The sequence below is a fragment of the Afifella sp. IM 167 genome (assembly GCF_020144925.1).
GTDB lineage: Bacteria > Pseudomonadota > Alphaproteobacteria > Rhizobiales > Afifellaceae > Afifella.
Map to the genome: position 1 here is coordinate 231,737 of NZ_NSLC01000006.1, position 23,839 is coordinate 255,575.

The window sequence follows — 23,839 nt, forward strand, 5'->3', positions numbered from 1 at the left end:
CTGAGGTTTCCTAGATTTCCGGCTCGATGATCAGCCGGCCCTTTTCCACCCGCCAGGAGGCGAAGCGGGAAAGGACATTCATGCCGAGGAGGTTGGTGAAGAGCTGGCCCTGCTGGGCGACGCCCGCCGGCACGTTGCGCAGCGTCAGCGGCCCGACCTTCAATTCGCCGATGATGGTGCGCGCCTGCAGCGTCGTGCCGTTTGCCGTCTCCACCATACGGTTGAAGGTGAGCTCGCCCACATCGACGCCGGCCCGCTCGGCGTCCTCGTAGGTCAGCACGAGGCTGGAGGCGCCCGTATCGACGACGAAGTCGACGGGCGTGCCGTCCACCTCTCCGGTCAGGCTGAAATGGCCGCTCGCATCGGGCGCCACGGTGAGGCTGCGCCGGCCGCTCTCGTCGACGGCGACGGTCATCCGTCCGGGCGCCAGCGCGTCGAGGACGGGCGCGGCGAAATCGGCGAGCGGGCCGCGATAGGCATAGAGCGTGACGAGGACGAGCGCCGCCGCGACCCAGGTGAGGGCGTGCTTCACCGCCTCTCCGAAGCGGCCGCGATAGGCGAAGATGCCGCCGCCGACGAGGATGAGCAGCGCGATCAGGTAGATGAGGCGCGGCCAGGTGTCGTCAGCGGTGTCCAGCATGGGCAGGGCGAGGTCAACCATGGCCGGGAAATGGGGATTTGCGCCCTAGAGCGCCAGTCCTGCGAAGAGGAGCGCCTCTGCGATGAGGACCGATGCGCCGATCGTGTCGCCCGTATGGCCGCCGATCAGCCGCCGCGCGAGCCGGGTGAAGAGATAGACGCCGAGCCCGGCGAGGATGACGGCGAAGATCGCCGAAAAGCCGAAGAGAACGAGAAGGATGAGCCCGGCCGGCGCAGCCAGCACACCGGCGAAGGCGAGGCCCGCGCTGTCCGGCCGCCCGGCCCAGCGGGCGATGCCGTCGGCGCGCGCATGGCCGAGCGCCGACCAGTGGAAAAGCGCCCCGGCGCGCGCCAGCGCGGCGACCGAAATCAGCGTGAAGCCGGCCGTCGCCGGCGACAGCGAGACTTCCGCAAGACCCGCGATCCGGATGGCGATGACGAAGATGAGGGCGAGCACCCCGTAGGAGCCGATGCGGCTGTCGCGCATGATCTCGAGCCGCGCCGCGTTGCTCGTTCCCCCGCCGAAGCCGTCCGCCGTATCGGCGAGCCCGTCCTCGTGCAGGCCGCCGGTGATGCCGGCAAGGGCGGCCAGAGAAACGATCGCGGCAAGCAGCGGCGATGCGCCGAAGGCGAGCATCAGCGAGAGGATCACCGCCGGCGTCAGGGCGATCAGCGCGCCGGCGAGCGGCCAGGCGGCGGCCGAAGCGGCAAGCCCCCGTCCTTGCGTGCCGGGCTCCACCAGGGGCGCGGCGATCGGCAGGCGCGAGAAGAAGGCGAGGCACGCCCGGGTATCGACCGGCAGGCGGCGGAAGTTTTCGGCAAGATCGCTCACGGGGGGTCGCCTTTCTGAATTCGGGTGCCGGCGAGATGAGGTGGCGCTGGCGTCTGGTCGCACGGCCTGCCGCATTGCGCCGCCGTTCCGTGCGTTCTAAGCCCGGGGAAGAACCACGTCGCCAGCCCAGCTGAAGGTACCAGATTCGTGTCCACCCATTCCGCCACAGACACCTCGCCGCTTGATGATATCCGCAACCTCTTCCAGGACCTGCCGAAACCCGATGCCGCCGCGATCGCCGCGGCGCGCGACCGGCAGGCGCAGCTGACCAAGCCTACCGGCAGCCTCGGCCGCCTCGAAGAGATCGCCATCTTCCTCGCCGGCTGGCAGGGGAGCGAGAAGCCCGTCGTCGCGCGTCCGCTGGTCGCGGTCTTCGCCGGCAATCACGGCGTCGCCGCGCGCGGCGTCTCGCCGTTCCCGGCTGCGGTGACCAAGCAGATGGTGGCGAATTTCCAGGCCGGCGGCGCGGCGATCAACCAGCTCTGCCAATCGCTGGAAGTGGGCCTCAAGGTCTACGAGCTGGCGCTCGACGTGCCGACCGGCGACATCGCCGTGGAGGACGCGCTGACGGAGCGCGACTGCGCCGGCACCATCGCCTACGGCATGGAAGCGATCGAGGGCGGCATCGACCTTCTGTGCCTCGGCGAGATGGGCATCGCCAACACCACCGTCGCCTCCGCCCTCTATTGCGCGCTCTTCGGCGGCGATCCGGCCGAATGGGTCGGGCGCGGCGCCGGCGCCGAGGGGCCGGGCCTGGAGCGCAAGGTGGAGGCGGTGCGCCTCGCCGTGGAGCGCGTCGCCGGCGAAAAGGACGCGCTGACCATCCTGCAGAAGATCGGCGGGCGCGAATTCGCCGCCATGGTGGGCGCGATCCTCGCCGCCCGGCTCAACCGCGTCCCGGTGCTGGTCGACGGCTTCGTCACCACGGCGGCCGCCGCCGTCGCCTACAAGATCCGTCCCGAGGCGCTCGATCACTGCCTCTTTGCCCATTGCTCGGCCGAGAAGGCGCATCGCCATGCGGTCGAGGCCATGGGCGGCGCGCCGCTCCTCGATCTCGGCATGCGCCTCGGCGAGGGCACGGGCGCGGCGCTCGCCGCCTCGCTGATCCGCACGGCGGCCTACTGCCATTCCAACATGGCGACCTTCGCCGAAGCGGGCGTGTCGGAAAAGGGCTGAGGCGCTCAGCCGGCCTTCTTCATCCGGGCCGGCTTCTTCGCCTGCATCAGCGCCCAGGTGCGGTTGTCGTCGGTAAAGGCCGAGACGACGCGCTTGGCCGGCAGGATGGCGATCGCCTCCGTGCCGACGCCGAGCTTGGAGCGCAGCAGGAAGCTGCCGCCATGCAGGTGGATGAGCGCCTGCACGATCGGGATGCCGAGGCCGGTGCCCTGCTCGGCGTTCTTGATGGAAATGGAGCTCTGGCCGAAGGCCGAGAGGACGATCGGCAGTTCGTCCTCCGGGATGCCCGGGCCGTTGTCGCGCACGGAGATATATTGCCCGCCCGCCTGGGTGCGGCCGACCTTCACCAGCACCTCGCCGCCCGCCGGCGTGAACTTCAGCGCATTGGCGAGAAGGTTCAGCGTCACCTGCCGGATCGCCTGCTCGTCGATGACGATCTTCGGCATGTCCTCCTCGAAATGCTCGGAGACCTTGATGTTCTTCTGCCGTGCCTTGAGGTCGAGAAGGCCCTTGGCCTCCCGCGCGACGGAGACGAGCGAAAGCAGCTCCTCGCGCAGTTCCCGCTTGCCGGCCTCGATGCGCGACAGGTCGAGGATCTCGTTGATCAGCTTCAACAGATGCTGGCCGGAATTGTAGATGTCGTTGAGGTAGTCCTTGTAGGCGTCGTTCTCGATCGGCCCGAGCATTTCGTTGCGCATCACCTCGGAGAAACCGAGGATGGCGTTGAGCGGGGTCCTCAGCTCGTGGCTCATTGTGGCCAGGAACTGGCTCTTGGCCATGTTCGCCGCTTCGGCCCGGCGGCGCGCCTCGTCGGAAACGGCCTTGCCCTGCTCGATCTCGGCGAAGGCGGCGTCCTTCTCGGCCCGGAAGATGAGGTTCTGGGCGTACTGGCGATTGAGCTGCGCCGTCAGGTAGAGGAAGAGGAGCTCCGCCCCCAGCGCGCAGAGCGCGACGAGGATGTCGACGATGTTCGGCGACAGCATATGGGCGGCGGCGAGACCGACAGCGATCGGCAGCGTGGAGACGACGGCCGCCGACAGGAGCGGCGCGGCGACCAGCGCGCTCAGCGAGATGAAGACGATGACCATCGCAAAGCGCACCACGTCGACGCCGACGAGCCCTTCGGCGAGGAAAGTGTGCGGGAACAGGAACGGATAGGCGCCGAAGGCGAGCCCGTAGAGCGTCTCGATGGCGATGAAGCGGCGCTTCCAGTCCACCAGCGAGCGCGAATTCGGCTTGAGCGCCATGTAGTGCCGGCAGCTCACCACCGCGACGAGGTGGAGGAGAAGGGCGGTCGAGCCCCACGCCAGACCCCAGCGCAGATTGCCGACGAAGGCGAGGACGCCGACGAGGACGACGATAAGGCCGGCCATGGTCAGGCCGAAGGAGGCGCGGTTGGCCGCGTAGGCCTCCGACATCTCCACTTCGAAATGGAAAAGGGCGTCGCTCGGCTGGGCGCCGGTGGGCACGTTGCGCACGAGTGCGCGCGTGATCATGTTGCGGCGCGCGGCTCGCGACGTATCAGGCGACTGAGCCGCCTTCGCCGTGTGCGCGGCACTGACCATTCGACAAACCCCAACTCTCTTTCCCGGCTTCCGTGGTAGGCCGGCGCGGTTAAAATCGGCCGAGCGAAGATGGTTAAGGAGACCGTAACGGCGCGAACATTGCCGGATCGGCTGGGTTAAGTGACGGAAAGAAGGGGAGGAATGGCATGAAGCTTCTCGATGGCGGGCGCGCGCCCAATCCGCGCCGGGTGCGAATCTTCCTCGCCGAGAAAGGGATCGAGGTGCCGGTCGAGACGATCGATATCGGCAGGAAGGAGCACTATTCGGACGCGTTCTTGCGACTCAATCCGATGCGCCGTCTGCCGGTGCTCGTGCTCGACGACGGCACGCCGATCTGCGAGACGATGGCGATCTGCCGCTATTTCGAAGCGCTCCAGCCCGAGCCTTCCCTGTTCGGCCGGGATGCCCGCGAGATCGCTACGATCGAGATGTGGAACCGGCGCATGGAGCTCGACCTCTTGCTTCTCGTTGCCAGCGTTTTCCGCCATTCCCATCCGGCGATGGCCGAGCTCGAGGTCCCGCAGATCGGCGCGCTTGCCGAGGCCTCGCGCGGGCGCGTGCCGGCGATCCTCAAATGGCTCGACACGGAGCTGCGGGAGAGGGACTTCATCGCCGGCGAGGATTTCTCGGTCGCCGATATCACGGGTCTCGTCGCCATCGATTTCATGAAGCCGGCAAGGCTCGAGGTGCCGGAGGAACTGGCCGCTTTGCGTGCCTGGCACGAGCGGGTGAAAGCCCGCCCGAGCGCCGCCGCATAAGACGTGGTGCAAACAGCCGAGGATCTCGCGCGCCGGGTGCGCGCCTGCCGCATCTGCGCCGAGCGGCCGCTCAGGGCGCCGTTGCCGCACGAGCCGAATCCCATCCTGCGGATCTCCTCCACGGCGCGGCTTTGCATCGCCAGTCAGGCGGCCGGAACGCTGGCGCACGCCACGACGACGCCGTTCAACGATCCTTCCGGCGAGAGGCTGCGCGACTGGCTCGCCGTCACGCCCGAGGAGTTCTACGACCGAAGCCGTGTCGCCATCGTGCCGATGGGCTTCTGCTTTCCCGGCCAGGACGAAAAGGGCGGCGACCTGCCGCCGAGGCGCGAATGCGCCCCCGCCTGGCGCGAGGAAGTCTTCGCTTCCATGCCGCGGATCGAACTCGTTCTTGCCATCGGCCAGTACGCCATCGGCTGGCATCTTCGCGGCCTGAAGCGCGCCAGCCTCACCGAGACCGTCGAGGACTGGCGCGCGATCCTTGAAAAGAGTGGCCCGCCGCCGGTTCTGCCCCTTCCGCACCCTTCCTGGCGCAACAATGGCTGGCTGAAGCGCCATCCTTTTTTCGCGGCCGAGCTTTTGCCGGAACTGCGCAGGAGGGTGCGCGCGCTCCTGCGCGACGATTGACCGGCCTCCTGTCGCATGAGCGGGCGCTTGCGCGCCGGCGGCAGGGGATGGTCTAAGGCTGCGACGTATCTGTCGAGGACGAGATGGACCGCATCGACCGGATGATCCTGTCGATTCTGCAGGAAGACGTGACGCTGCCGGTGGCCGAGATCGCCCGCCGCGTCGGCCTGTCGACGACCCCCGCCTGGCGCCGCATCCAGAAGATGGAGGAGGACGGGGTGATCCGCGGCCGCGTCGCCGTGCTCGACCCGAAGGCCGTCAACGCCCGCGTCACCGTCTTCGTCTTCATCACCACCAATCAGCACAACGACGACTGGTTGACTCGATTTGCCAGGATTATCGCCGAAATGCCTGAGGTGGTGGAGTTTTATCGGATGAGCGGGCAGGTCGACTACCTTCTGAAGGTGGTCGTGCCGGACATCGAGGCCTACGACGCCTTCTACAAGCGCCTCGTGGCGAAGATCGACATCACCGACGTTTCTTCCGCCTTCGCGATGGAGCGGATCAAGGACGGCACGGCCCTGCCGCTCAACTACATGAAGCTCGACCCTCCGGCGAAGGCGAAGGGGTAGGGCGCTCGGCGCAGAGAGCGCTAGAACTGCGAGGTAATCGTGTCCATGAGCGCTTCAGCCGCCTCGCTGGAGCTGCCTTTCCTTGAAAACATGGCGATCTCCGTTTCAGGCAGGCTCGGCAGACCGGCGCCATCGTCGATCCGTCTCAACTCGCGTGGGATGGTGCCTTGCGCAAGAACCGTGACGCCGAATCCGGCAAAAGTGGGCGCCACGACACCGGCGAGCGTACTGGAAACGGCGACGATCCTCCAACTGCGCCCTGCAGCGTCCAGCGCTTTCAGGACGATCTCTCGATAGAGGCAATCGGGCGTGAAGAGGACAAGGGGAAGCGGCGCGCTCTCGTCGATGTCGATACCCGCCGGAGGACCCACCCAGCAGAGCGCCTCGCGGGCGAGAAACCTGCCCCCGCTCTCACCGGGATGGCGCCGCGCGACGGCAAGGTCGATCTCGCCGTCCTGCAGCCGTGAATGCAGCCGAGCGCTCAGCCCTACCTCGATCTCAAGGCGAACGTCGGGATGGACCGCCCCAAAGCGCTTGAGGATTGCCGGAAAGCGCTCGATCGCGAAGTCGTCCATGATTCCGACGCGAAGGGGGCCCGACAGCCTCGGTCCTTTCAGGTCGGCGAGTGCCTTGGTGTGGGTATGAAGGATCCTCTGTGCGCAGGAGAGGACGACATAGCCCTTATCGGTAAGACGCATGCCGTCGCTCGTGCGCTGAAACAGGGCGCAGTCGTAGACGTCCTCGATGCGGCGGATGTGCGAACTGAGCGTCGATTGGGCCCGTCCCAGCCTTTGCGCCGCGCGGGTCATGTTGCCGATCTCTGAGATCGTGCAGAAGCTTCGCAGGACCTCCAGGTCGATGGCGAAGTCAGCCGATCGAATTTCCCGATTGTGCTGATCAAGTAATTCCATTTGTCGATCATATCCTCCTGCGGCTTCTATCCGCAAGCGCGACTCGTGGCGTGCCGGGAGGATTGGAATGAGGTTTTGGAGCGCCCTGTCGAAAGTTCCGCGCCGGCCCTTGATGAGCGGTCCGACGCCGCTCCATCGCCTGCTGCGCCTCAGCGAAATGCTCGACATCGACCTGTGGATCAAGCGGGACGACCTGACCGAGATCGGCGGAGGCGGAAACAAGGTGCGCAAGCTTGAATACCTTTTGGCTGCCGCTGCTTCGGAGGGCGCCGATATGGTCGTGACGGCTGGCTCCAGCCAATCGAACCATTGCCGGCTGACGGCCGCGGCATCGAAAATCCTTGGCCTGGACTGCCTGCTCTTGACGACAGCCACAGGAGCACGGAGCGCCGAGACTTGCGAGCGCACCGGCAACCGAGCCCTGTTCGATCTCTTTGATGCCGACGTTGAGGAACTGGGCGAAGGCGAGGAGAGCGCGCCGGCTCTGCAGCGAAGGGCGGATAAGCTGCGCTCCTGCGGGCGGAGGCCCTATGTCATCCCGGTAGGCGGCTCGACCCCGATCGGCTGCCTGGGATACGTCCAGGCAGCGGGTGAGTTGTGGCTTCAGATGGCCCGCCACCGCCATCGACCTTTTGACATTGTCGTCTTTGCCAGCGGCAGCGGCGGCATGCATGCAGGTTTGCAGGTCGGTTGCGCCGGAGGCGAGGTGTGTGAGCGGCTGATCGGCTTCAGCGTCGGCCGCGAAGCCGAGGCGCAGGCAGGACTTGTCGATGGTCTTTGTCGCGCGACGGCTCGCAAGCTCGGCGAAACCCCTCACACGTTCGACGTGCTCGTCGATGACAGAGCGCGCGGACCTGCCTACGGCGAGCCCGATCGGCAGACCATCGACGCCGTCCGCATCGCCGCGCGTCGTGAGGGTCTTCTCCTGGACCCTGTTTACACCGGCAAGGCGCTTGCCGGCCTTCTAGATCTTTGCAGGTCTGGCGAGGTATCTGCCGGCGCCCGCGTGCTTTTCTGGCACAGCGGTGGCGCGCCAGCGCTCTTCGCCTATCCGGAAACGACAAGAAGGAGAGATGCTGATGCTGTCTGACCTAAAAGGCGTTCCCGTTGGCCGTCCCCACGGCAACTGTCGCGGAACGATCAATCATCTGCGCCTGACCGTCTCCGACCTCGCACGCTCAAAAGCCTTCTATGAGCCGGTAATGGATCGGCTCGGCTACCGGCTCGTCGAGAACAGCGCGACGCGTCTTGCCTGGGCCAGCTGGGCACCGCACGGAAGCCTGCATTGGCTCATCATGAGCGTTGCCGATCCGCAGAAGCTTCGGACCCATGATCGCTATACGCCCGGCCTTCACCATTTGGCCTGGAACGTTGAAGACCGTGCCAGCGTCGACGGTTTCCACGCATTCCTCCTCCATCGCGGCGTCGTCATCCTCGATCCGCCATGCGAATACGACTATGAGCCGGGCTACTATGCCCTTTTCTTTTCCGACCCGGACGGCATGAAGCTGGAAGTCATGCATGTGCCCCCGGAAGGGAGCCTGGCGTATTGGGAAGGCCTCTCTTGAGATGGTCGAGCTTGCCGGCGTCGGGGTTCAGAACCGCTGCAGCCGCCGCATCAGGCTGGACGTATCCCAACGCTTGCCGCCCATCGCCTGTACCTCGGCGTAGAACTGGTCGACCAGCGCCGTCACCGGCAGGAGCGCACCGTTGTTCTGCGCCTCGCCGAGGCAGATCGAAAGGTCCTTGCGCATCCAGTCGACGGCGAAGCCGTGGTCGTAATGGTCGTCGACCATGGTCTTCCAGCGGTTTTCCATCTGCCAGCTCTGCGCCGCGCCCTTGGAGATGACGCCGATCACCTTTTCCACGTCGAGGCCGGCCTTCTGGGCGAAGTTGATGCCTTCCGAAAGGCCCTCCACCAGGCCGGCGATGCAGATCTGGTTGACCATCTTGGTGAGCTGGCCGGCGCCGACCGGGCCCATCAGGCCGATCATCTTGGCGTAGCAGTCGATGACGGGACGGGCCTTTTCGAAAACCTTCTCGTCGCCGCCGACCATGACGGTGAGCTGGCCGTTCTCCGCGCCCGCCTGGCCGCCGGAGACCGGCGCGTCGAGGAAGCCGAAATGGCCCTTCTCGGCGGCTTCGCCGAGTTCGCGGGCGACTTCCGCGCTCGCCGTGGTGTTGTCGATGAAGATCGCGCCGGGCGCCATCGCCCCGAAAGCCCCGCCCGTGCCGAGGGTGACGGATCTCAGATCCTCGTCGTTGCCGACGCAGGAGAAGACGAACTCGGCGCCTTCCGCGGCCTCTGCCGGGGTCGGCGCATGGCTGCCGCCGTATTTATCGACCCATTTCTCGGCCTTGCCGTGGGTGCGGTTGTAGACGGTGACCTCGTGCCCCTTGCCGGCGATATGCCCGGCCATCGGAAAGCCCATCACGCCAAGGCCGATGAAAGCGACTTTCGCCATTGTCCGTTTCCCCTCCTCGGGATTGCCTGTCTTGTCTCTGTTCTAGAACAATCGGGCGGGTCTTGTCAGGTTCAAGGCGCGCGCGAGATTGGCTGGAAAGCGCTATGGCTGTCCGAGCCGCCGGCGACGGCGCGTTTGAGCGGAGGGTGAATTGGCCGAGACGATGCTTGCCTGGACCAAGGTGGCGCCCCGCCTTGTCGATGTCGCCGCCGGGCGCTCGCCCGCCGATACCGTCATCCGCGGCGGGCGCTGGGTGAACGTGCATTCCGGCGAGATCGTCGCCGGCACCGATATCGCCATCGCGGGCGGCCGCTTCGCCTATTGCGGGCCGGACGCCTCGCACACGATCGGGGAGGGGACCGTGGTGGTGGAGGCGGAGAACCGCTATCTCGTGCCCGGCCTCTGCGACGCGCACATGCATGTGGAAAGCGGCATGGTGACGGTGACGGAATTCGTGCGCGCCGTCGTCCCGCACGGCACCACTTCGATGTTCATCGACCCGCACGAGATCGCCAACGTTCTCGGCCTTTTCGGCGTCCGCCTGATGCACGACGAGGCGCTGGCCGCCCCGATCAACGTCTTCGTCCAGGTGCCGAGCTGCGTGCCTTCCGCGCCGGGCCTCGAAAATGCCGGGGCGGAGTTCGGCGCCAGGGAGGTGGCCGAGGCGATCTCCTGGCCGGGCATGATCGGCCTCGGCGAGGTGATGAACTTTCCCGGCGTCGCTTCGGGCGATGAAAAGATGCTTGGCGAGATCCTCGCCGCCGTCTCCGCCGGCAAGGTGGTCGGCGGCCATTATGCCTCGCCCGACCTCGGCCCCGCTTTTCATGCCTATGTTGCCGGCGGTCCCGCAGACGACCACGAAGGCACGCGCATGGAGGATGCGATTGCCCGCGTGCGCCAAGGCATGAAGGCGATGCTGCGGCTCGGCTCGGCCTGGTACGATGTGGCCGCGCAGGTGAAGGCCGTGACCGAGAAGGGGCTCGATCCACGCAGTTTCATCCTGTGCACCGACGACTGCCATTCCGGCACGCTCGTCCATGACGGGCATATGGACCGGGTGGTGCGCCATGCCATCGCCGAGGGCTTGAGGCCGGTGACGGCGATCCAGATGGCGAGCCTCAACACGGCCGAGCATTTCGGCCTGGAACGCGAGCTCGGCTCCATCACGCCGGGACGGCGCGCCGACCTTCTCCTCGTCTCCGACCTGCCCTCGCTCGCCATCGACGCCGTCTATGGCCGGGGAAAGCTCCTCGCCGAGAACGGCAAGCTCGTCGCCGACATCCCGGCCTGGCCCTATCCGGCCGAGGCGAAGGGGCGGGTGAAGCTCGGCAAGCAGCTGACGGCGGCCGATTTCGCGGTGGCCGCGCCCGAAGGGGCGGCGGAGGCGAAGGTGCGCGTCGTCGGCGTCATCGAGAACCAGGCGCCGACCAAGGCGCTGGAGCGGGTGCTTTCCGCGACGGACGGGTATCTGGAGGCGGACGCGGCGCAGGACGTTGCCCATCTTGCGCTGGTGGAGCGCCATCGCGGTACCGGCCGTGTCGAGAACGCCTTCGTCTCCGGCTTCGGTTACGACCGGCCCTGCGCCGTCGCCTCCACGGTCGCCCATGACAGCCACCACATGATCGTCGTCGGCACCGACCGTGCCGACATGGCCCGGGCCGCGAACCGTCTCGGCGAGGTCGGCGGCGGCGTCGTGGTGATCTCGGAAGGAAAGGTACTGGCGATGGTGGAATTACCGATCGCCGGGCTTCTTTCCGAAGAGCGGGCGGAGGTGGTCGCCGGCAAGACGGCCAAGATGGTGGCGGCGATGCAGGCCTGCGGCTGCGATCTCAACAACGCCTTCATGCAGCATTCGCTGCTCGCCCTCGTCGTCATCCCCGAATTGCGCATTTCCGACGAGGGGCTGATCGACGTGACGAAGTTCGAAAAGACGGACCTTTTCGTCTAGCTGCGATGTCAAATCGCCCATTTCCCTGCCCTCCGCCCACCTGCTAGGCCGCTCTCGGGGGCGTGCGAGGAGGAAAATGAGCGACGATTCCACGAATGCCGGCCCGAAGGCCGGTCCTTCAGCCGTTATCGCCCCGCAGGAGGGCGTCTACTGGCGCGGCCGGCAATGGGCCGTGACGGATTTCGGCATCGAACGCATCGGCGGCGGCCAGTCCGTGCCGGTCGATCGGCTTTTCGAGGACATATCCGTCTATTCCTGGATCCGCCGCATCGGCGACCGGCCCGATGCCGATCTCGATGAGTTTGCGACCGCCTTCATGGTGGCGCTCGCCTGCCACGGCTTCGTCAGGAACCTGACCGGTGCCAAGATCCTCGACGAGGTGCGCAAGGCGAGGGAAAAGCGCGCCCGCGGCGTCTGACGGCCATCCCGTCTTTCCGATCTTTAAGGCCGCGGTAATTCGGGCGCAGGCCGTCCGGCGCTAGATTGCAGCCTGCGACATGCGGGAACGGGCCTTGCCCGCCCGCTGTCCGTCGATGCGTTCGCGACGGAGGCCCCTGGTGACCTTCCCCGAAGCCGTCTGGTCCCTGCCGCCGCTCATCCGCTGGTGGGTCGTGTGGCTGGGTGTCATCACCACGATCTCGGGGATGGCGCTCCTCTTTGCGCGCGCCACCCGGAAGGATGGCCTGATCCTCCTTGCGGTCGCCGTGGCGGTCGCGACATGGATGAGCGTTCTCTACGCCGAACACGGCATGGTGCGCCTTCTCGCCCTGCCGCATGTCGTGCTGTGGACGCCGCTTCTCGTCTGGATCGTCTGGCGGCTGGGAAAGGGCGCCTATCCGGCGCCCTATCGCCAGCTTGTCGTCGTACTGGCCGTCTCGCTCTTCGTCTCGCTTCTCTTCGACTATGCCGATCTCGTGCGCTGGCTGATGGGAGACCGCGCCCCGATGGTGGCGCCGGATGGCCCCGACGTCTCCTGGCACCGTGTGGCGGCGCTTGTCCCGCCGGCCAGATAGCGGGGCTACGCCCCCATCTGCGTGTCGACGACGCGCTTGCCCTTCGGCGTCTGCTCGGCGCGCTTGAGGTGGCGGGTGAGGCGTGCCTCGAAGGCGTCCCAGAAGCGGCGCAGCGTCTCCACGAGAATGAGGTAGAGCCCTGCCGCCCAGAGATAGACCTGGAAGTCGAACGAGCGCGAAAAGGCGAGCCGCGTCTCGCCCATCAGATCGTAGACGGTGATGACGGAGGCGATCGCCGAGCCCTTGATCATGAAGATGATCTCGTTGCCGAGCGGGCGCAGCGCGGTGATCAGCGCCTGCGGGGCGATCACCTTGAAGAAGATGACGGTGCGCGACAGGCCGAGCGCACGCGCGCCCTCCCACTGGCCGCGCTGCACGCCCCGGATGGCGCCCTGGAAGATTTCCGCCTGGTAGGCAGCGGTATTGAGCGTGAAGGTGAGCGCCGCGCAGTTGAAGGCGTCGCGGAAGAACCACCAGAGCCCCGCCGCCTCGAAGGAATCGCGGAACTGGCCGGCGCCGTAATAGACTAGGAAGGTCTGCGCGAGCAGGGGGGTGCCGCGGAAGAAGTAGACATAGGCGTAGGCGAAAGTCCCGATGAACTTGTTCCGCGACAGCCGCGCCGCGCCGACGAGGCAGGCGAGCGCCGCGCCGACAATGACCGCGATGCCGACCAGTTCAATCGTCACCAGAAGGCCGTGGAGAAGCCGCGGGCCGTAGCGCTGCAGCAGCGACGGGTTCCATTCGCGGATGAAGAAGAGCACCAGACCGGCCGCGACCGCAGTCCAGATGCCGAGGAGGATGAGGCCGGCGATGCGCGCCTTGCTCCAGCGCCGGGCCTCCGGGGGAGGCGGCTGCGCCGCGATCAGCTGCTCGGAGACATAGGCGCGGTCGTCGGCCGCGACGTCCCCGACACTCATCTTGCGCCCTCGCCGCGGCGTGCCCAGCGGTCGATGCTGCCGATGCCGACGGAGGAAAGAAGGGAAAGGCTGAGATAGATGAGGCAGGCGACGGCGTAGAAGAAGAACGGCTCCTTGGTGACGCCGACGGCGATGTTGGTGTTCCGCAGGAGGTCGTTGAGCGCGATGACCGAAACGAGGCTCGTATCCTTCAACAGGATCAGCCACAGGTTCGAAAGCCCCGGCAGGGCGAGCTTGATCAGCTGGGGCAGGATGACGAGGCGCATCGTGGAGGTCGGGCGGAGCCCGAGCGCGTAGGAACCCTCGTACTGCCCGCTCTGTATGCCGCGGAAGGCGGACAGGAAGACCTCGCTGGCGAAGGAGGCGAAGACCAGCGACAGCGCGATGACGCCCGCGGTGAAGGACGAGAATTCGATGTAGCGGTCGAAGAGCAGGCGGAAGAGCTGCTGCAGGGCGATCTGCCCGCCATAGTAGATGATGAAGAGGGTGAGCAGCTCCGGCAGGCCGCGGAAGATCGTCGTCAGGATCGTCGAGGCGGAGACCAGCGCCCTGTCGCCGCTGTCCTTGGCGAGCGCCAGGAGAAAACCGAGGACGAGCCCCACCGGCAGCGTGACGAGGGCGAGCGCCACCGTCACGCCGAGACCGGCAAGAAGCTCGTCTCCCCAGCCATCCGGCCCGAAGGAGAGAAGGCTGAAAAGATCAGCCAAGCCCGGCTACCTTCCCTCCGGCGAAGGCGGCCATGGCCGCCTTCGGGCATTTCGGGCGAACGCTATTCGCCATAGACGTCGAAATCGAAGTACTTGTCGTTGATTTCCTTGTACTTTCCGTTCTCGCGCAGGGCGAGGATGGCGGTGTTGAACTTCTCGCGAAGCTCGTCCTCGCCCTTGCGCAGCGCGATGCCGGCGCCCTCGCCGTTGATCACCGGATCGATCGGCAGCGTGGTGAGAATCTTGCAGCAGGCGCCGTCTTCGCTCTTCACCCATTCCGACAGGACCACGACGTCGTCGATGACGGCGTCGAGACGGCCGCTGGAAAGGTCGAGCTTGTACTCGTCAGCGGTCGGGTAGAGCTTGATGTCGGCGCCGGAAAAATGCGCCTGGGCGTAGTTGGAATGCGTGGTGGAAGCCTGCGCGCCGAGCGCCTTGCCCTGCATCGATTCTTCGGTCGCTTCGGTCATGTCGCTGTCCTTGGCGACAGCGATGGCCGGCGGCGTGTTGTAGTACTTGTTGGTGAAGTCGACCTTCTCCTTGCGCTCGTCGGTGATCGACATGGAGGCGATGATCGCGTCGTACTTGCCCGCCAGCAGCGCCGGGATGATGCCTTCCCAGTCCTGCGTGACGAACTCGCATTCCACCTTCATTTCGTCGCAGAGCGCCTTGGCGATGTCGATATCGAAGCCCTGGAGCTTGCCGTCGGAGGTCAGTTCGTTGAACGGCGGATAGGCGCCTTCCGTGCCGATACGGATCTTCTCCTGCGCGGCGGCCGGTACGGCTGCGATGGCAAGGAGGGCGGCGGCGGCCGCCAGGCTGCGGAAAAGGGTCATGCTGTCTCCCAGTTTTCTTGGCATGCGGCCCCGAACGCGGACCGCCTGAGAGCATAATCGGCTGAAAAATTAGGCCTGCGCAACTATCTTGCACGACCTCTCCCTGCGGCAAGCGGTCGTTTTTTGTTAGATGCCGAAACTGGCGAAGGGAAGGAATGTGACCGGATCGCCGGGCGCGACCGAGGTCGTCTCCTCGGTGATCTCGATGAGCCCGCTCGCCTCCCTGAGGCCGGTAATCAGGCCGGAGCCGTCGCGCGGAAATTTCTCGGCGACAAGTCCGTCGGGCCCCTCCACAAGCCGTCCGCGCAGAAATTCGCGCCGGTCGGCCTTTTTCTTTTCGATGGCAAAGCCGGCGGGAACGGAAAAGCGCAAGGGTTCGCTCCAGGCCGCGCCGCCGAGCGCCAGGAGAACGGGCCTCGCATAGAGAAGGAAACAGACGAAGGCGGCCACCGGATTGCCGGGCAGGCCGAGCGTCGCGCAGGCACCGTTCTGGCCGGTCTGGCCGGGCCCGATCTGGCCAGCCCCGATCTGCCCAAACGACATCGGCCGGCCCGGCTTGATGGCGAGCTGCCACAGATGCCGCTTGCCGAGTGTTTCCCAGGCGGTGACGAGATGGTCCTCCTCGCCGCGCGAGGCGCCTCCGGTGGCAAGGATGGCGTCGTGGTTTCTCGCCGCCTCTTCCAGGACATTGCGCACCGCCGGGGCCCGGTCCGACACGATGCCGAGATCGGTGACCTCCACCGGCAGGCTCGCCAGCAGCGAGGCGAGCAGGAAGTGGTTGGCGTCGTAGACCCCGCCCGGCGGCAGCGCCGCGCCCGGCCGGACAAGCTCGTCGCCGGAAGACAGGAGGGCGACCCGCACCTTGCGAAAGACCTTCACCTCTGCCCGTCCGGTCGAGGCGATGGCGGCGACCTCGGGCGCGCGCAGGCGCATGCCAGGTGCCGCGATGATCGCGCCTGCCTTCAGGTCCTCGCCGGCGCGGCGGCGGTTCGCGCCTTCGCGAAGGCCCGCCGGCACGACGACGAATTCCTGCCCGTCCTGGCTGTGCCGCTCGCAATCCTCCTGCATGGCGACCGTATCAGCCCGCTCCGGCATCGGCGCGCCGGTGAAGATGCGCGCGGCGGAAAACGGCGCAAGCGCGCCCTCGGCCGGATGGCCGGCCGCGACGCGCCCGGCGAGCGGGAAGAAGCCGCCCGTCGCCTCATGGTCGGCGAAGTGGAAGGCGTAGCCGTCGACGGCGGCATTGTCGAAGCCGGGAACGGCTCGCGGCGCGGCGATCTCCTCGGCGAGGATCCGCCCGCTCGCCTGTGCGAGCGCGATGGTCTCCTCGCCGACGATGCGGCCGATCCGCTCCTTCAGGATGAGAAGCGCTTCCGCATGCTTCAGGCGGTCGCGATCGTGCACGAAGCAATCGTCGGCGAGCCGGGTCTGCCGGTCATCCGTCATGAGCGGGAGGGTAAAGCGAGATGGTCGCTGATGAAATCGGCAATGCCGACGACGTCGTCGAGATCGAAGCGGGGAAGGCCGCCTGTTTCCGTCTCGTGATCGGAGGCGATGGCGAGGATGGTCAGATCATCCAAGGCGAGCGCCTGACCCGGCCTGCCGTCCCTGCGCCGCACCTCGATCTTGGCATGGCGCTCGCGCTTGTAGCCTTCGACGAGAACGAGGTCGCAGGCCGACAGCCGGTCGATCATCTCCTCCGCCGCCGGCTCCTCCTCCTCTTCTGCAAGCTCGTGCATCAGGGCCCACCTCTTGCCGGAGACCAGCATCACCTCGCGGGCCCCGGCCTCGCGGTGGCGGAAGGAATCGGTGCCCGCATGGTCGATATCGAAAGCGTGGTGGGCGTGCTTCAGGGTGGAGACAGTGAGCCCGCGCCGGGAGAACTCGGTAACGAGCCGGGTGACGAGCGTCGTCTTGCCGGAATTCTTCCAGCCGGTGATGCCGAAGACGGGAGGCCGCATCGCGTGGCGGGTTTCAGCCCGCCGCGCGCATGCGGGTGAGGGCGGCCATCATCGTCTCGGCCTGCTCGGCGTCATCGGGGGTGTTGACGTTGAAGAAGGGGTCGATCTGCTCACCGTCCGCCTCCAGATGGTCGAACGGCACGTTGAGCCTCAGGTGCCGGTCGGCGAAGTCGAGGATCTTGTTGCTCTTGCCCTTCTTCAGCCATTCCTCCAGGTCGTCCGCCAGTGCGATCGGCCACAGGCCGAAGACCGGATGGACGCCGTTGAAGGAGGCCGCGACGGCGATGGTGCCCTCGTCGCGTCCGCATCCCTCGGCCAGACGCTCGACGAGGTCTGTCGGGAAGAAAGGCGTGTCGACGGCGGCCGAGGCCATGAAGTGTGCCTGCGGGCAGAAGACCTGGCTCCAGCGCATGCCGGCAAGGATCCCCGCCAGCGGGCCGGGATTGCCGTCGATGCCGTCCGGCACGACCGGCAGGCCGAAACTGTCGAAGCGGTGCGGATCGCCGTTGGCGTTGATGATTAGCCGGTCGACCTGCGGCAGCATCTTTTCGACCACATAGGCCATCATCGGCCGCCCGCCGATCTCCTTCATCGGCTTGTCGCCGCCCATGCGCCGCGAAAGGCCGCCGGCGAGGATCACGCCGGTCACGGGCCAGGGCCGGGGCTGCTCCTCGCTCACGAAACCCCTGGGCGGTTCGTCGGCAGGCTCATCGGCCCGCAAAGAAATGTCACTGAGCGTTCGATCATCGGCGTTTTCCCCGCGCTCTATATAACCGCCCTAGGCTTTGAGGTGAAGCCGGCCGGACGCTTCCTGCGCGCCCTTTCGCCGATGCTCCGGGCGCTCGTCATCTCCCTCTTCCGCGCGGGCGTCGAAGACGATGCGCTCCGCCCCCGAAACCGCGAGAAAGCGGCGCCCGCGCGCCCTTCCCATGAGGGTGAGGCCGGCCTGGCGGGCCAGCTCCACCCCGGCCGCCGTGAAGCCGGAACGCGACACCAGGATCGGAATCCCCATCATCACCGTCTTGATCACCATCTCGGAGGTGAGGCGGCCGGTCGTGTAGAAGATCTTGTCCTGCGGCGAAACCCCGTTCAGCCACATATAGCCTGCGATCTTGTCGACGGCGTTGTGGCGGCCGACATCCTCCATGTAGAGAAGCACACGGTCTTCCTCGCACAGGACGCAGCCATGGATGGCGCCGGCGGCGAGATAGAGCGAGGGCGTCGTGTTGATCTCCTTCGTCAGCCTCTGCAGCCAGCTCGTGCGGATCGTCGCGGTGTCGGAGAGCGCCACCCGTCCGAAGCCCTCCATCACATCGCCGAAGACGGTGCCCTGCGCGCAGCCGGAGGTTCTGACGCGCTTCTTCAGCTTCTCCTCGTAGTCGGTCTCGCGCTCGGTGCGCACCACGACGACGCCGAGTTCCTCGTCCATGTCGACGCCGGTGACGACGTCGTCCGCTGCGAGCATGTTCTGGTTCTTCAGATAGCCGACCGCGAGGAGGTCCGGATGGTCGCCGATCGTCATCATCGTGACGATCTCCTGCGAATTGAGGTAGAGCGTCAGCGCCCGTTCGGTGACGACGCGGGTCGTGACCGCCGCGCCGTTCTCGTCGATGCCGGCGACCTCGGCCGAAAGGCGCGGATCGTCCGGCTCGGGGCGGATGATGGTGCTGTCGCCGTTCACGCTTCCTCGCTTCTTGACGGCCCGGCATTTGAACTTCGGCCGGCACGCGAATATGTCAACCGGGAATGCGGGCCGACGATGACGCCGGCCCCGCCCGAAATACCGGCCGCTGAAGGAGCGAGATGCCAGAGCTGAGCAAAGAAGAGGTCCTGCGGGCCCTCAGCCGGGTGAAAAGCCCCGATCTTGAAAGCGACATCGTCACCGAAAAGCTCGTCTCCGAGCCGATCGTTTCCGGCGGCAAGGTCATCGTCTCGATCACCGTTCCCGCCGAGGCGGCGAATGTCCTGGAGCCCCTGCGCGAGGCCGCCCAGAAGGTTCTGGAGAACCTGGAAGGCGTGGAGCAGGCGATGGTGGTTTTGACCGCCGACCGGCGCGGGACAAGCCCGCAGGCCGGCGCCCCGCGCCCGGCCGCCCCCCAGCCGTCCAGCCCGATGGGTGGTGCGTCCGCGCCGCAGCAACCGGCACCGCAGCAGCAGGCACCGCGTCCGGGACCTGCCGGCCAGGCCGGGCCGCAGAAGGTCGGTGTGCCCGGGGTGAAGAAGATCATCGCCGTCGCCTCGGGCAAGGGCGGCGTCGGCAAGTCGACGACGGCGGTCAACCTCGCGCTCGGCCTCAAGGCAAACGGGCTGTCCGTCGGCATCCTCGACGCCGACGTCTACGGGCCCTCGCTGCCGCGCCTCCTCGGCATTTCCGGCCGGCCGCGTGAGCTGGAAGGCAAGGTCATCGAGCCGATGGAGAATTTCGGCCTCAAGGTCATGTCCATGGGCTTCCTCGTCGAAGAGGAGACGCCGATGATCTGGCGCGGCCCGATGGTCATGTCGGCCCTCAGCCAGCTTCTGCGCGAGGTCGCCTGGGGCGAGCTCGACGTCCTCGTCGTCGACATGCCGCCGGGAACCGGCGACGCGCAGCTGACCATGGCCCAGCAGGTGCCGCTAGCCGGCGCCGTCATCGTCTCCACGCCTCAGGATCTCGCTTTGATCGACGCACGCAAGGGCATCAACATGTTCAACCGCGTCAACGTGCCGGTCCTCGGCATCGTGGAGAACATGAGCTACTTCCTCTGCCCGCATTGCGGCGAACGCTCCGACATCTTCGGCCATGGCGGCGCCGAGCACGAGGCGGAGCGCATCGATGTTCCCTTCCTCGGCGCCGTGCCGCTCCATATGGCGATCCGGGAGACCTCCGATTCCGGCAAGCCTGTCGTCGCCTCCGATCCGGATTCCGAACATGCGCGCATCTATCGGCTCATCGCCGCCAGGGTGATGGAGGGGCTTCAGGAAGGCGGAGCCGGCGCGCGGCAGGCGCCGCGCATCGTCGTCGAGTAGCCGCGCCTCAGCGCACCACGCGAAAGAGGATCGCCGCGAAGAACAGCGCGGCGATCGAGCACACGCCCATCACCACCACCAGCGGCATGGGCGAGGCGCTGCCGGCAAGCGCCGCCCCGGCGATGGCCGAAAGGACAGCGCCGGCGCCGATCTGGCAGGCGCCCTGCAGGCCCGCCGCCGCGCCGGCGATTTCCGGCCGGACCGAGACGGCGCCGGCGATGGTGGACGGAAGGACGAGGCCGTTCGCCGCGCTGCCGATGCACATCGGCACGAAGAGCGCCGCCGGCACCACGTATCCGGCGGCGAAGAGGAGCCCCATCACGGCCACGGCGGCGACCAGCAGGATCGAGCCGCCAAGCGTCATGCGCCGTACGCCGACCCTTTCGGCAAAGCGGCCGGAAAGGAAATTCCCGAAGGCGTAGCCGATGGCGATGATGGCGAACCAGCTTCCGTAGCTGACCGGCGACAGGCCGATGATCGTCTCCGCCACATAGGCCGCCCCGCCGAGGAAGGAGAAAAACACCGCCGTCGAGAGGCTGGAGACGGCCGTGTAGACGAGGAATGCCGGCTCGCGCAGCAGCCGCGCAAAATCCCGGCGCATGGTGGCGAAGTCGAGCCGCTCCGTCAGATGGTGGTTCGTCTCCCCGACATCGCGCCAGGCGACGAAGAGGACGATCGCGCCGAGAAGCGCCATGCAGATGAACTGCGCGCGCCAGCCGAATCCCTGCTGCAGCAGGCCGCCGACGAGAGGCGCCACCATCGGCCCCATGGCGAGGCCCATCGTGACGTAGCCGATGACGCTCGCCGCCTTCCGGCGGTCGTAGAGGTCCCGCACGATCGCCCGCGCCAGCACGATGCCCGTGCAGCCGCCGGCTGCCTGAACGATCCGCAGCCCGATAAGGGTCTCGATCGACGAGACCATGATGGCGACGATGCTGGCGAGCGTGAAGATGCAAAGCCCGGCCAGCAGCACCGGCCGCCGCCCGAACCGGTCCGAAAGCGGACCGATGCCGATCTGGGAGAGCGCGACGGAGGCGAGGAAGAGCGACAGGACGAGCTGCACGTGACCGAAATCGGCCGAAAACTCGTCCTGCAGCGCCGGCATGGAAGGCACGACGACATTGATCGCGAAGGGGCTCAGCGCCGAGATGATGACGAGGCTGATCAGGCTGGGCCGTCGCCCGGGTTGCGCGGGGACGGTGGCGTCGGTCATCACGGGAGGCATCGCGACCGGTATGGTTGAGACCGCAATGCTTGGGAAGGGTGGCGCGCCGGGCACCACCCATGCGGCTGGAGCATGGCAGGTCTACGCAGGATGCTGAGAGCCTATTTCGGAGGCGGTGCGCCGAGGCTGCGCGTCGCTTCCCGCGCGCCGACGCGTCGCTCCCGGTAGAAGGTGTAGATGCCCGTGCCGACCAGGATGAACGTGCCGAGGAGGAGGAAGGCGTCCGGCCATTGCCCGAAGACGGCGATCTGCAGGATGACGGCATAGACCATGAGCGAATAGCGGAACGGCGCCACGACGCTGATCTCTCCGGTGCGCATCGCCGCGATGATGAAGATGTAGCCGAGGATGCAGCAAAATCCCGCCACGACGAGGATCATCAGATCGTGGGCGCTCGGCGTCACCGTCTCCTCAAAGAGCATCATCACGCCGCCGAAAAGGCCGACGGCGACCGCCGAGACCGCCGTCACGGCGAGCGTCGGCAGACCCCTGGGAAGCTGCTTGGAGGAAAGGTCGCGGACGGCCACGGCCCCGACGGAGAGAAACGCCAGGAGCGACCAGGCATTGAAGCCCTCAAATCCCGGCCGGACGATCAGAAGTGCCCCGGTGAGGCCGATGACGATGGCGGTCCAGCGGCGGATGCCGACCTTCTCGCCGAGAAAGATAGCTGCGCCTGCCGTCGTCGCCAGCGGCACGACCTGCAGGATGGCCGAGGCGTTGGCGAGCGGCATCCTGAAGAGGGCGGTGAGATAGAGCGACGTCGCCGTGATTTCGCCGATCGTGCGCCAGACGAGCGTTCTGTGCCGCAATATCCGCAGATTGACGAAGCCGCCGCGCCACCAGGCGAGCGTCACGACGATCGGCGAGACGATGAGCCCGCGCACGAAGATGATCTGGCCCGTCGGCAGGTGCTCGCTCGCAACCTTCACCAGCGTGTCGTTCAGGATGAACGCCACCATGGCAATCAGCATGTAGGTGATGCCGAGGCGGTTCTGGCTCGGTTCGATGGCGGGCGGGGACATGCAAGGGTCCGTGGGGAACGGCGGGAGGAGAAGAAGCGGGGAGGGGAGGCTAAAGGAAGAGCCGGGAGGGCTCCCGGCGCGTTCAGCCGCCCGTCACGCTCATATGCCGGCCGACCGCCGGCTTCCTCGTCTGCCGGTCGATGACGAAGTCATGCCCCTTCGGCTTGCGCCCGATCGCTTCGTCGATGGCATTGGAAAGCAGCTCGTTGCCTTCCGAGGCACGCAGGGGAGCGCGCAGATCCGCGGCGTCCTCCTGTCCCAGGCACATATAGAGCGTGCCCGTGCAGGTGACGCGCACCCGGTTGCAGCTCTCGCAGAAATTATGCGTGAGCGGGGTGATGAAGCCGAGCCGCCCGCCGGTCTCGGCGACCTCCACATAGCGCGCCGGCCCGCCCGTCTTGTAGGGAATGTCGGAGAGGGTGAATTCCTCGCCAAGCCGCGCACGGACGGTCGAGAGCGGCAGATATTGTTCGGTGCGGTCGCCGTCGATCTCGCCGAGCGGCATGGTCTCGATCAGGGTGAGGTCCATGCCTTCGCCATGGGCGAAGCGGAGCATCTCGGGAATCTCGGCCTCGTTGAAGCCCTTCAGCGCCACGGTGTTGAGCTTGATTTTCAGTCCTGCCGCCTGCGCGGCGCGGATTCCGGCCATCACCTTGCCGAGATCGCCCCAGCGGGTGATCGTCTTGAACTTGTCGGCATCGAGCGTGTCGAGCGAGATGTTGATGCGCCTGACGCCCGCATCGGCCAGCTCGGCGGCGAAGCGCTCCAGCTGCGAGCCGTTGCTGGTCAGGGTCAGTTCTTCCAGCGCGCCGGTCTGGAGATGCCGGCCGAGCTGGTGAAAGAGCCACATGATGTTGCGCCTCACCAGCGGCTCGCCGCCGGTGATTCTGAGCTTCCTCACGCCCTTGTCGACGAAGGCCGAGGTGAGCCGGTCGAGCTCCTCCAGCGTGAGGAGATCGCGCTTGGGCAGGAAGGTCATGTCTTCCGCCATGCAATAGAGGCAGCGGAAGTCGCAGCGATCTGTCACGGAGACGCGCAGATAGGAGATCGGCCGCCCGAAGGGGTCGATCATCGGCGCCTCGGTGGCCGGCGGTCCGGAAGAAGTCAAATCGGCCTCGTCAGTGTTCCCTTCGGGAACGTTGTCGGTTGGCCTTGCCGGGGCTGACAAGGCGTCTCCTGCCCATATATGGGTTCCAATCTAAGCGAGCCGGCGGCGGCGTCAAACATTGTGTGCGACGGATGCCGGCGAAGAACCGAGACGAGGGGAGAGGCATGGCCGAACCGTGGCCGACAGAGATCCGACTGAAAAAAGACCGCCGCAATCTCGCCGTCAGCTTCGACGACGGAGCGTTCTATGAGCTCGCCGCCGAATATCTGCGCGTCTTCTCGCCCTCCGCCGAAGTGCAGGGTCATTCACCTGCCGAACGCAAGGTCGTCGGCGGCAAGGAGCAGGTGGAGATCATCCAGGTCGAGCCTGTCGGCAACTACGCCGTGCGCCTCACCTTCGACGACATGCACAATTCCGGCCTCTATTCCTGGACCTATCTCTACCGCCTCGGGCGCGACCGCGAGGCGCTGTGGCCGGCCTATCTCGCCGAGCTCGAGGAGAAGGGAATGACCCGCGCTCGCTGACGCGTCGGCCGAAAAGAAAACGGCCGG

The 23,839-nt window shown here is 66.6% G+C and carries 26 protein-coding genes; 11 read left to right on the forward strand and 15 right to left on the reverse strand.

Features of this window, described 5'->3' with window-relative positions; translation table 11 throughout:
• Positions 1-10 precede the first annotated feature (10 nt).
• Positions 11-640 carry a TIGR02281 family clan AA aspartic protease gene (locus CLD20_RS12865; RefSeq protein WP_224407049.1) on the reverse strand — a complete coding sequence of 210 codons (630 nt, stop codon included), beginning with the start codon at positions 638-640 and terminating at the stop codon, positions 11-13.
• 45 nt (positions 641-685) lie between these two features.
• Complete coding sequence (gene cobS, locus CLD20_RS12870; protein WP_224407050.1) at positions 686-1,471, reverse strand: adenosylcobinamide-GDP ribazoletransferase; 786 nt, start codon at positions 1,469-1,471, stop codon at positions 686-688.
• 147 nt (positions 1,472-1,618) lie between these two features.
• Here cobS and cobT point away from each other — a divergent pair, with 147 nt between their 5' ends.
• A complete protein-coding gene (cobT, locus tag CLD20_RS12875; RefSeq protein ID WP_224407051.1) occupies positions 1,619-2,647 on the forward strand; it encodes a nicotinate-nucleotide--dimethylbenzimidazole phosphoribosyltransferase in 1,029 nt (342 codons plus the stop codon).
• Positions 2,648-2,652: 5 nt separating this feature from the next.
• Here the strand turns inward: cobT and CLD20_RS12880 are convergent, their stop codons facing one another.
• Complete coding sequence (locus tag CLD20_RS12880; protein ID WP_224407052.1) at positions 2,653-4,143, reverse strand: HAMP domain-containing sensor histidine kinase; 1,491 nt, start codon at positions 4,141-4,143, stop codon at positions 2,653-2,655.
• 215 nt (positions 4,144-4,358) lie between these two features.
• On the opposite strand from CLD20_RS12880, the gene CLD20_RS12885 reads away from it, so the two are divergent.
• The 3 genes from CLD20_RS12885 (at position 4,359) to CLD20_RS12895 (ending at position 6,169) form a co-directional block, all read left to right on the forward strand.
• Positions 4,359-4,970 (forward strand): glutathione S-transferase family protein, encoded by a 612-nt coding sequence (locus CLD20_RS12885; RefSeq protein WP_224407053.1) that lies wholly within the window; start codon positions 4,359-4,361, stop codon positions 4,968-4,970.
• 3 nt (positions 4,971-4,973) lie between these two features.
• Positions 4,974-5,597 (forward strand): uracil-DNA glycosylase family protein, encoded by a 624-nt coding sequence (locus CLD20_RS12890; protein WP_224407054.1) that lies wholly within the window; start codon positions 4,974-4,976, stop codon positions 5,595-5,597.
• A gap of 83 nt (positions 5,598-5,680) precedes the next feature.
• Positions 5,681-6,169, forward strand: a complete 489-nt coding sequence (locus CLD20_RS12895) for an Lrp/AsnC family transcriptional regulator (RefSeq protein WP_224407055.1) — start codon at positions 5,681-5,683, stop codon at positions 6,167-6,169.
• Between the two features lie 20 nt (positions 6,170-6,189).
• On the opposite strand, the gene CLD20_RS12900 is transcribed toward CLD20_RS12895, so the two are convergent.
• A complete protein-coding gene (locus CLD20_RS12900; RefSeq protein WP_224407056.1) occupies positions 6,190-7,116 on the reverse strand; it encodes a LysR family transcriptional regulator in 927 nt (308 codons plus the stop codon).
• A 31-nt stretch (positions 7,117-7,147) separates the two neighbouring features.
• Here CLD20_RS12900 and CLD20_RS12905 point away from each other — a divergent pair, with 31 nt between their 5' ends.
• Together CLD20_RS12905 and CLD20_RS12910 are read left to right on the forward strand one after the other, a co-directional pair.
• Complete coding sequence (locus CLD20_RS12905) at positions 7,148-8,170, forward strand: D-cysteine desulfhydrase family protein (RefSeq protein WP_224407057.1); 1,023 nt, start codon at positions 7,148-7,150, stop codon at positions 8,168-8,170.
• Entirely contained in the window at positions 8,160-8,648 is a 489-nt protein-coding gene (locus CLD20_RS12910) for a VOC family protein (protein ID WP_224407058.1), read from the forward strand. Before CLD20_RS12905 ends, CLD20_RS12910 begins: the two co-directional genes overlap by 11 nt.
• A 27-nt stretch (positions 8,649-8,675) precedes the next feature.
• On the opposite strand, the gene CLD20_RS12915 is transcribed toward CLD20_RS12910, so the two are convergent.
• Positions 8,676-9,545 (reverse strand): NAD(P)-dependent oxidoreductase, encoded by an 870-nt coding sequence (locus CLD20_RS12915; RefSeq protein ID WP_224407059.1) that lies wholly within the window; start codon positions 9,543-9,545, stop codon positions 8,676-8,678.
• Positions 9,546-9,708: 163 nt separating this feature from the next.
• Here CLD20_RS12915 and ade point away from each other — a divergent pair, with 163 nt between their 5' ends.
• The 3 genes from ade (at position 9,709) to CLD20_RS12930 (ending at position 12,506) form a co-directional block, all read left to right on the forward strand.
• Positions 9,709-11,493: an adenine deaminase gene (ade, locus tag CLD20_RS12920; RefSeq protein WP_224407171.1), complete on the forward strand. Its 1,785-nt coding sequence runs from the start codon at positions 9,709-9,711 to the stop codon at positions 11,491-11,493.
• 76 nt (positions 11,494-11,569) lie between these two features.
• Complete coding sequence (locus CLD20_RS12925; protein ID WP_224407060.1) at positions 11,570-11,911, forward strand: hypothetical protein; 342 nt, start codon at positions 11,570-11,572, stop codon at positions 11,909-11,911.
• A 139-nt stretch (positions 11,912-12,050) separates the two neighbouring features.
• A complete protein-coding gene (locus CLD20_RS12930) occupies positions 12,051-12,506 on the forward strand; it encodes a hypothetical protein (RefSeq protein ID WP_224407061.1) in 456 nt (151 codons plus the stop codon).
• Between the two features lie 5 nt (positions 12,507-12,511).
• Here the strand turns inward: CLD20_RS12930 and CLD20_RS12935 are convergent, their stop codons facing one another.
• The 7 genes from CLD20_RS12935 to fdhD all read right to left on the reverse strand — a co-directional run bounded on the left by CLD20_RS12935 (position 12,512) and on the right by fdhD (position 18,608).
• A complete protein-coding gene (locus tag CLD20_RS12935; RefSeq protein ID WP_224407062.1) occupies positions 12,512-13,423 on the reverse strand; it encodes an ABC transporter permease in 912 nt (303 codons plus the stop codon).
• Positions 13,420-14,130 (reverse strand): ABC transporter permease, encoded by a 711-nt coding sequence (locus CLD20_RS12940; protein ID WP_224407063.1) that lies wholly within the window; start codon positions 14,128-14,130, stop codon positions 13,420-13,422. Before CLD20_RS12940 ends, CLD20_RS12935 begins: the two co-directional genes overlap by 4 nt.
• A gap of 62 nt (positions 14,131-14,192) precedes the next feature.
• Complete coding sequence (locus CLD20_RS12945) at positions 14,193-14,966, reverse strand: ABC transporter substrate-binding protein (RefSeq protein ID WP_224407064.1); 774 nt, start codon at positions 14,964-14,966, stop codon at positions 14,193-14,195.
• Positions 14,967-15,092: 126 nt separating this feature from the next.
• Positions 15,093-16,412, reverse strand: coding sequence for a gephyrin-like molybdotransferase Glp (gene glp, locus CLD20_RS12950; protein WP_224407065.1), 1,320 nt, complete (start codon positions 16,410-16,412; stop codon positions 15,093-15,095).
• On the reverse strand, positions 16,409-16,927 hold the full coding sequence (gene mobB, locus CLD20_RS12955; RefSeq protein ID WP_224407066.1) for a molybdopterin-guanine dinucleotide biosynthesis protein B: 519 nt from the start codon (positions 16,925-16,927) through the stop codon (positions 16,409-16,411). Before mobB ends, glp begins: the two co-directional genes overlap by 4 nt.
• 13 nt (positions 16,928-16,940) lie before the next feature.
• A complete protein-coding gene (gene mobA, locus CLD20_RS12960) occupies positions 16,941-17,606 on the reverse strand; it encodes a molybdenum cofactor guanylyltransferase MobA (RefSeq protein ID WP_224407067.1) in 666 nt (221 codons plus the stop codon).
• Between the two features lie 99 nt (positions 17,607-17,705).
• Positions 17,706-18,608, reverse strand: a complete 903-nt coding sequence (fdhD, locus tag CLD20_RS12965; protein ID WP_224407068.1) for a formate dehydrogenase accessory sulfurtransferase FdhD — start codon at positions 18,606-18,608, stop codon at positions 17,706-17,708.
• Positions 18,609-18,730: 122 nt separating this feature from the next.
• Between fdhD and apbC the strand changes: the two genes are divergently transcribed.
• The gene (gene apbC / locus CLD20_RS12970) at positions 18,731-19,933 is read left to right on the forward strand and encodes an iron-sulfur cluster carrier protein ApbC (RefSeq protein WP_224407069.1); all 1,203 of its coding nucleotides are present in this window, start codon (positions 18,731-18,733) and stop codon (positions 19,931-19,933) included.
• A gap of 7 nt (positions 19,934-19,940) precedes the next feature.
• Here apbC and CLD20_RS12975 read toward each other — a convergent pair whose 3' ends face one another.
• The 3 genes from CLD20_RS12975 to moaA form a co-directional block, all read right to left on the reverse strand.
• Positions 19,941-21,146, reverse strand: coding sequence for a multidrug effflux MFS transporter (locus tag CLD20_RS12975; protein WP_224407070.1), 1,206 nt, complete (start codon positions 21,144-21,146; stop codon positions 19,941-19,943).
• Between the two features lie 113 nt (positions 21,147-21,259).
• Positions 21,260-22,180 carry a DMT family transporter gene (locus tag CLD20_RS12980; protein WP_224407071.1) on the reverse strand — a complete coding sequence of 307 codons (921 nt, stop codon included), beginning with the start codon at positions 22,178-22,180 and terminating at the stop codon, positions 21,260-21,262.
• Positions 22,181-22,262: 82 nt separating this feature from the next.
• Positions 22,263-23,252 carry a GTP 3',8-cyclase MoaA gene (gene moaA, locus CLD20_RS12985; protein ID WP_224407072.1) on the reverse strand — a complete coding sequence of 330 codons (990 nt, stop codon included), beginning with the start codon at positions 23,250-23,252 and terminating at the stop codon, positions 22,263-22,265.
• A gap of 200 nt (positions 23,253-23,452) precedes the next feature.
• Between moaA and CLD20_RS12990 the strand changes: the two genes are divergently transcribed.
• Positions 23,453-23,812: a gamma-butyrobetaine hydroxylase-like domain-containing protein gene (locus CLD20_RS12990; RefSeq protein ID WP_224407073.1), complete on the forward strand. Its 360-nt coding sequence runs from the start codon at positions 23,453-23,455 to the stop codon at positions 23,810-23,812.
• Positions 23,813-23,839 lie beyond the last annotated feature (27 nt).

Bases quoted from the DNA above. Each gene is read 5' to 3' on its own strand.
- CLD20_RS12990 (WP_224407073.1), top strand. From the start codon at position 23,453: ATGGCCGAACCGTGGCCGACAGAGATCCGACTGAAAAAAGACCGCCGC.
- CLD20_RS12910 (WP_224407058.1), top strand. From the start codon at position 8,160: ATGCTGTCTGACCTAAAAGGCGTTCCCGTTGGCCGTCCCCACGGCAAC.
- CLD20_RS12935 (WP_224407062.1), bottom strand. From the start codon at position 13,423: ATGAGTGTCGGGGACGTCGCGGCCGACGACCGCGCCTATGTCTCCGAG.
- ade (WP_224407171.1), top strand. From the start codon at position 9,709: ATGCTTGCCTGGACCAAGGTGGCGCCCCGCCTTGTCGATGTCGCCGCC.
- CLD20_RS12905 (WP_224407057.1), top strand. From the start codon at position 7,148: ATGAGGTTTTGGAGCGCCCTGTCGAAAGTTCCGCGCCGGCCCTTGATG.
- CLD20_RS12980 (WP_224407071.1), bottom strand. From the start codon at position 22,180: ATGTCCCCGCCCGCCATCGAACCGAGCCAGAACCGCCTCGGCATCACC.
- CLD20_RS12975 (WP_224407070.1), bottom strand. From the start codon at position 21,146: ATGACCGACGCCACCGTCCCCGCGCAACCCGGGCGACGGCCCAGCCTG.
- CLD20_RS12925 (WP_224407060.1), top strand. From the start codon at position 11,570: ATGAGCGACGATTCCACGAATGCCGGCCCGAAGGCCGGTCCTTCAGCC.
- CLD20_RS12915 (WP_224407059.1), bottom strand. From the start codon at position 9,545: ATGGCGAAAGTCGCTTTCATCGGCCTTGGCGTGATGGGCTTTCCGATG.
- mobB (WP_224407066.1), bottom strand. From the start codon at position 16,927: ATGCGGCCTCCCGTCTTCGGCATCACCGGCTGGAAGAATTCCGGCAAG.
- CLD20_RS12895 (WP_224407055.1), top strand. From the start codon at position 5,681: ATGGACCGCATCGACCGGATGATCCTGTCGATTCTGCAGGAAGACGTG.
- moaA (WP_224407072.1), bottom strand. From the start codon at position 23,252: ATGATCGACCCCTTCGGGCGGCCGATCTCCTATCTGCGCGTCTCCGTG.
- CLD20_RS12945 (WP_224407064.1), bottom strand. From the start codon at position 14,966: ATGACCCTTTTCCGCAGCCTGGCGGCCGCCGCCGCCCTCCTTGCCATC.
- glp (WP_224407065.1), bottom strand. From the start codon at position 16,412: ATGACGGATGACCGGCAGACCCGGCTCGCCGACGATTGCTTCGTGCAC.
- apbC (WP_224407069.1), top strand. From the start codon at position 18,731: ATGCCAGAGCTGAGCAAAGAAGAGGTCCTGCGGGCCCTCAGCCGGGTG.
- CLD20_RS12865 (WP_224407049.1), bottom strand. From the start codon at position 640: ATGCTGGACACCGCTGACGACACCTGGCCGCGCCTCATCTACCTGATC.
- CLD20_RS12880 (WP_224407052.1), bottom strand. From the start codon at position 4,143: ATGATCACGCGCGCACTCGTGCGCAACGTGCCCACCGGCGCCCAGCCG.
- CLD20_RS12885 (WP_224407053.1), top strand. From the start codon at position 4,359: ATGAAGCTTCTCGATGGCGGGCGCGCGCCCAATCCGCGCCGGGTGCGA.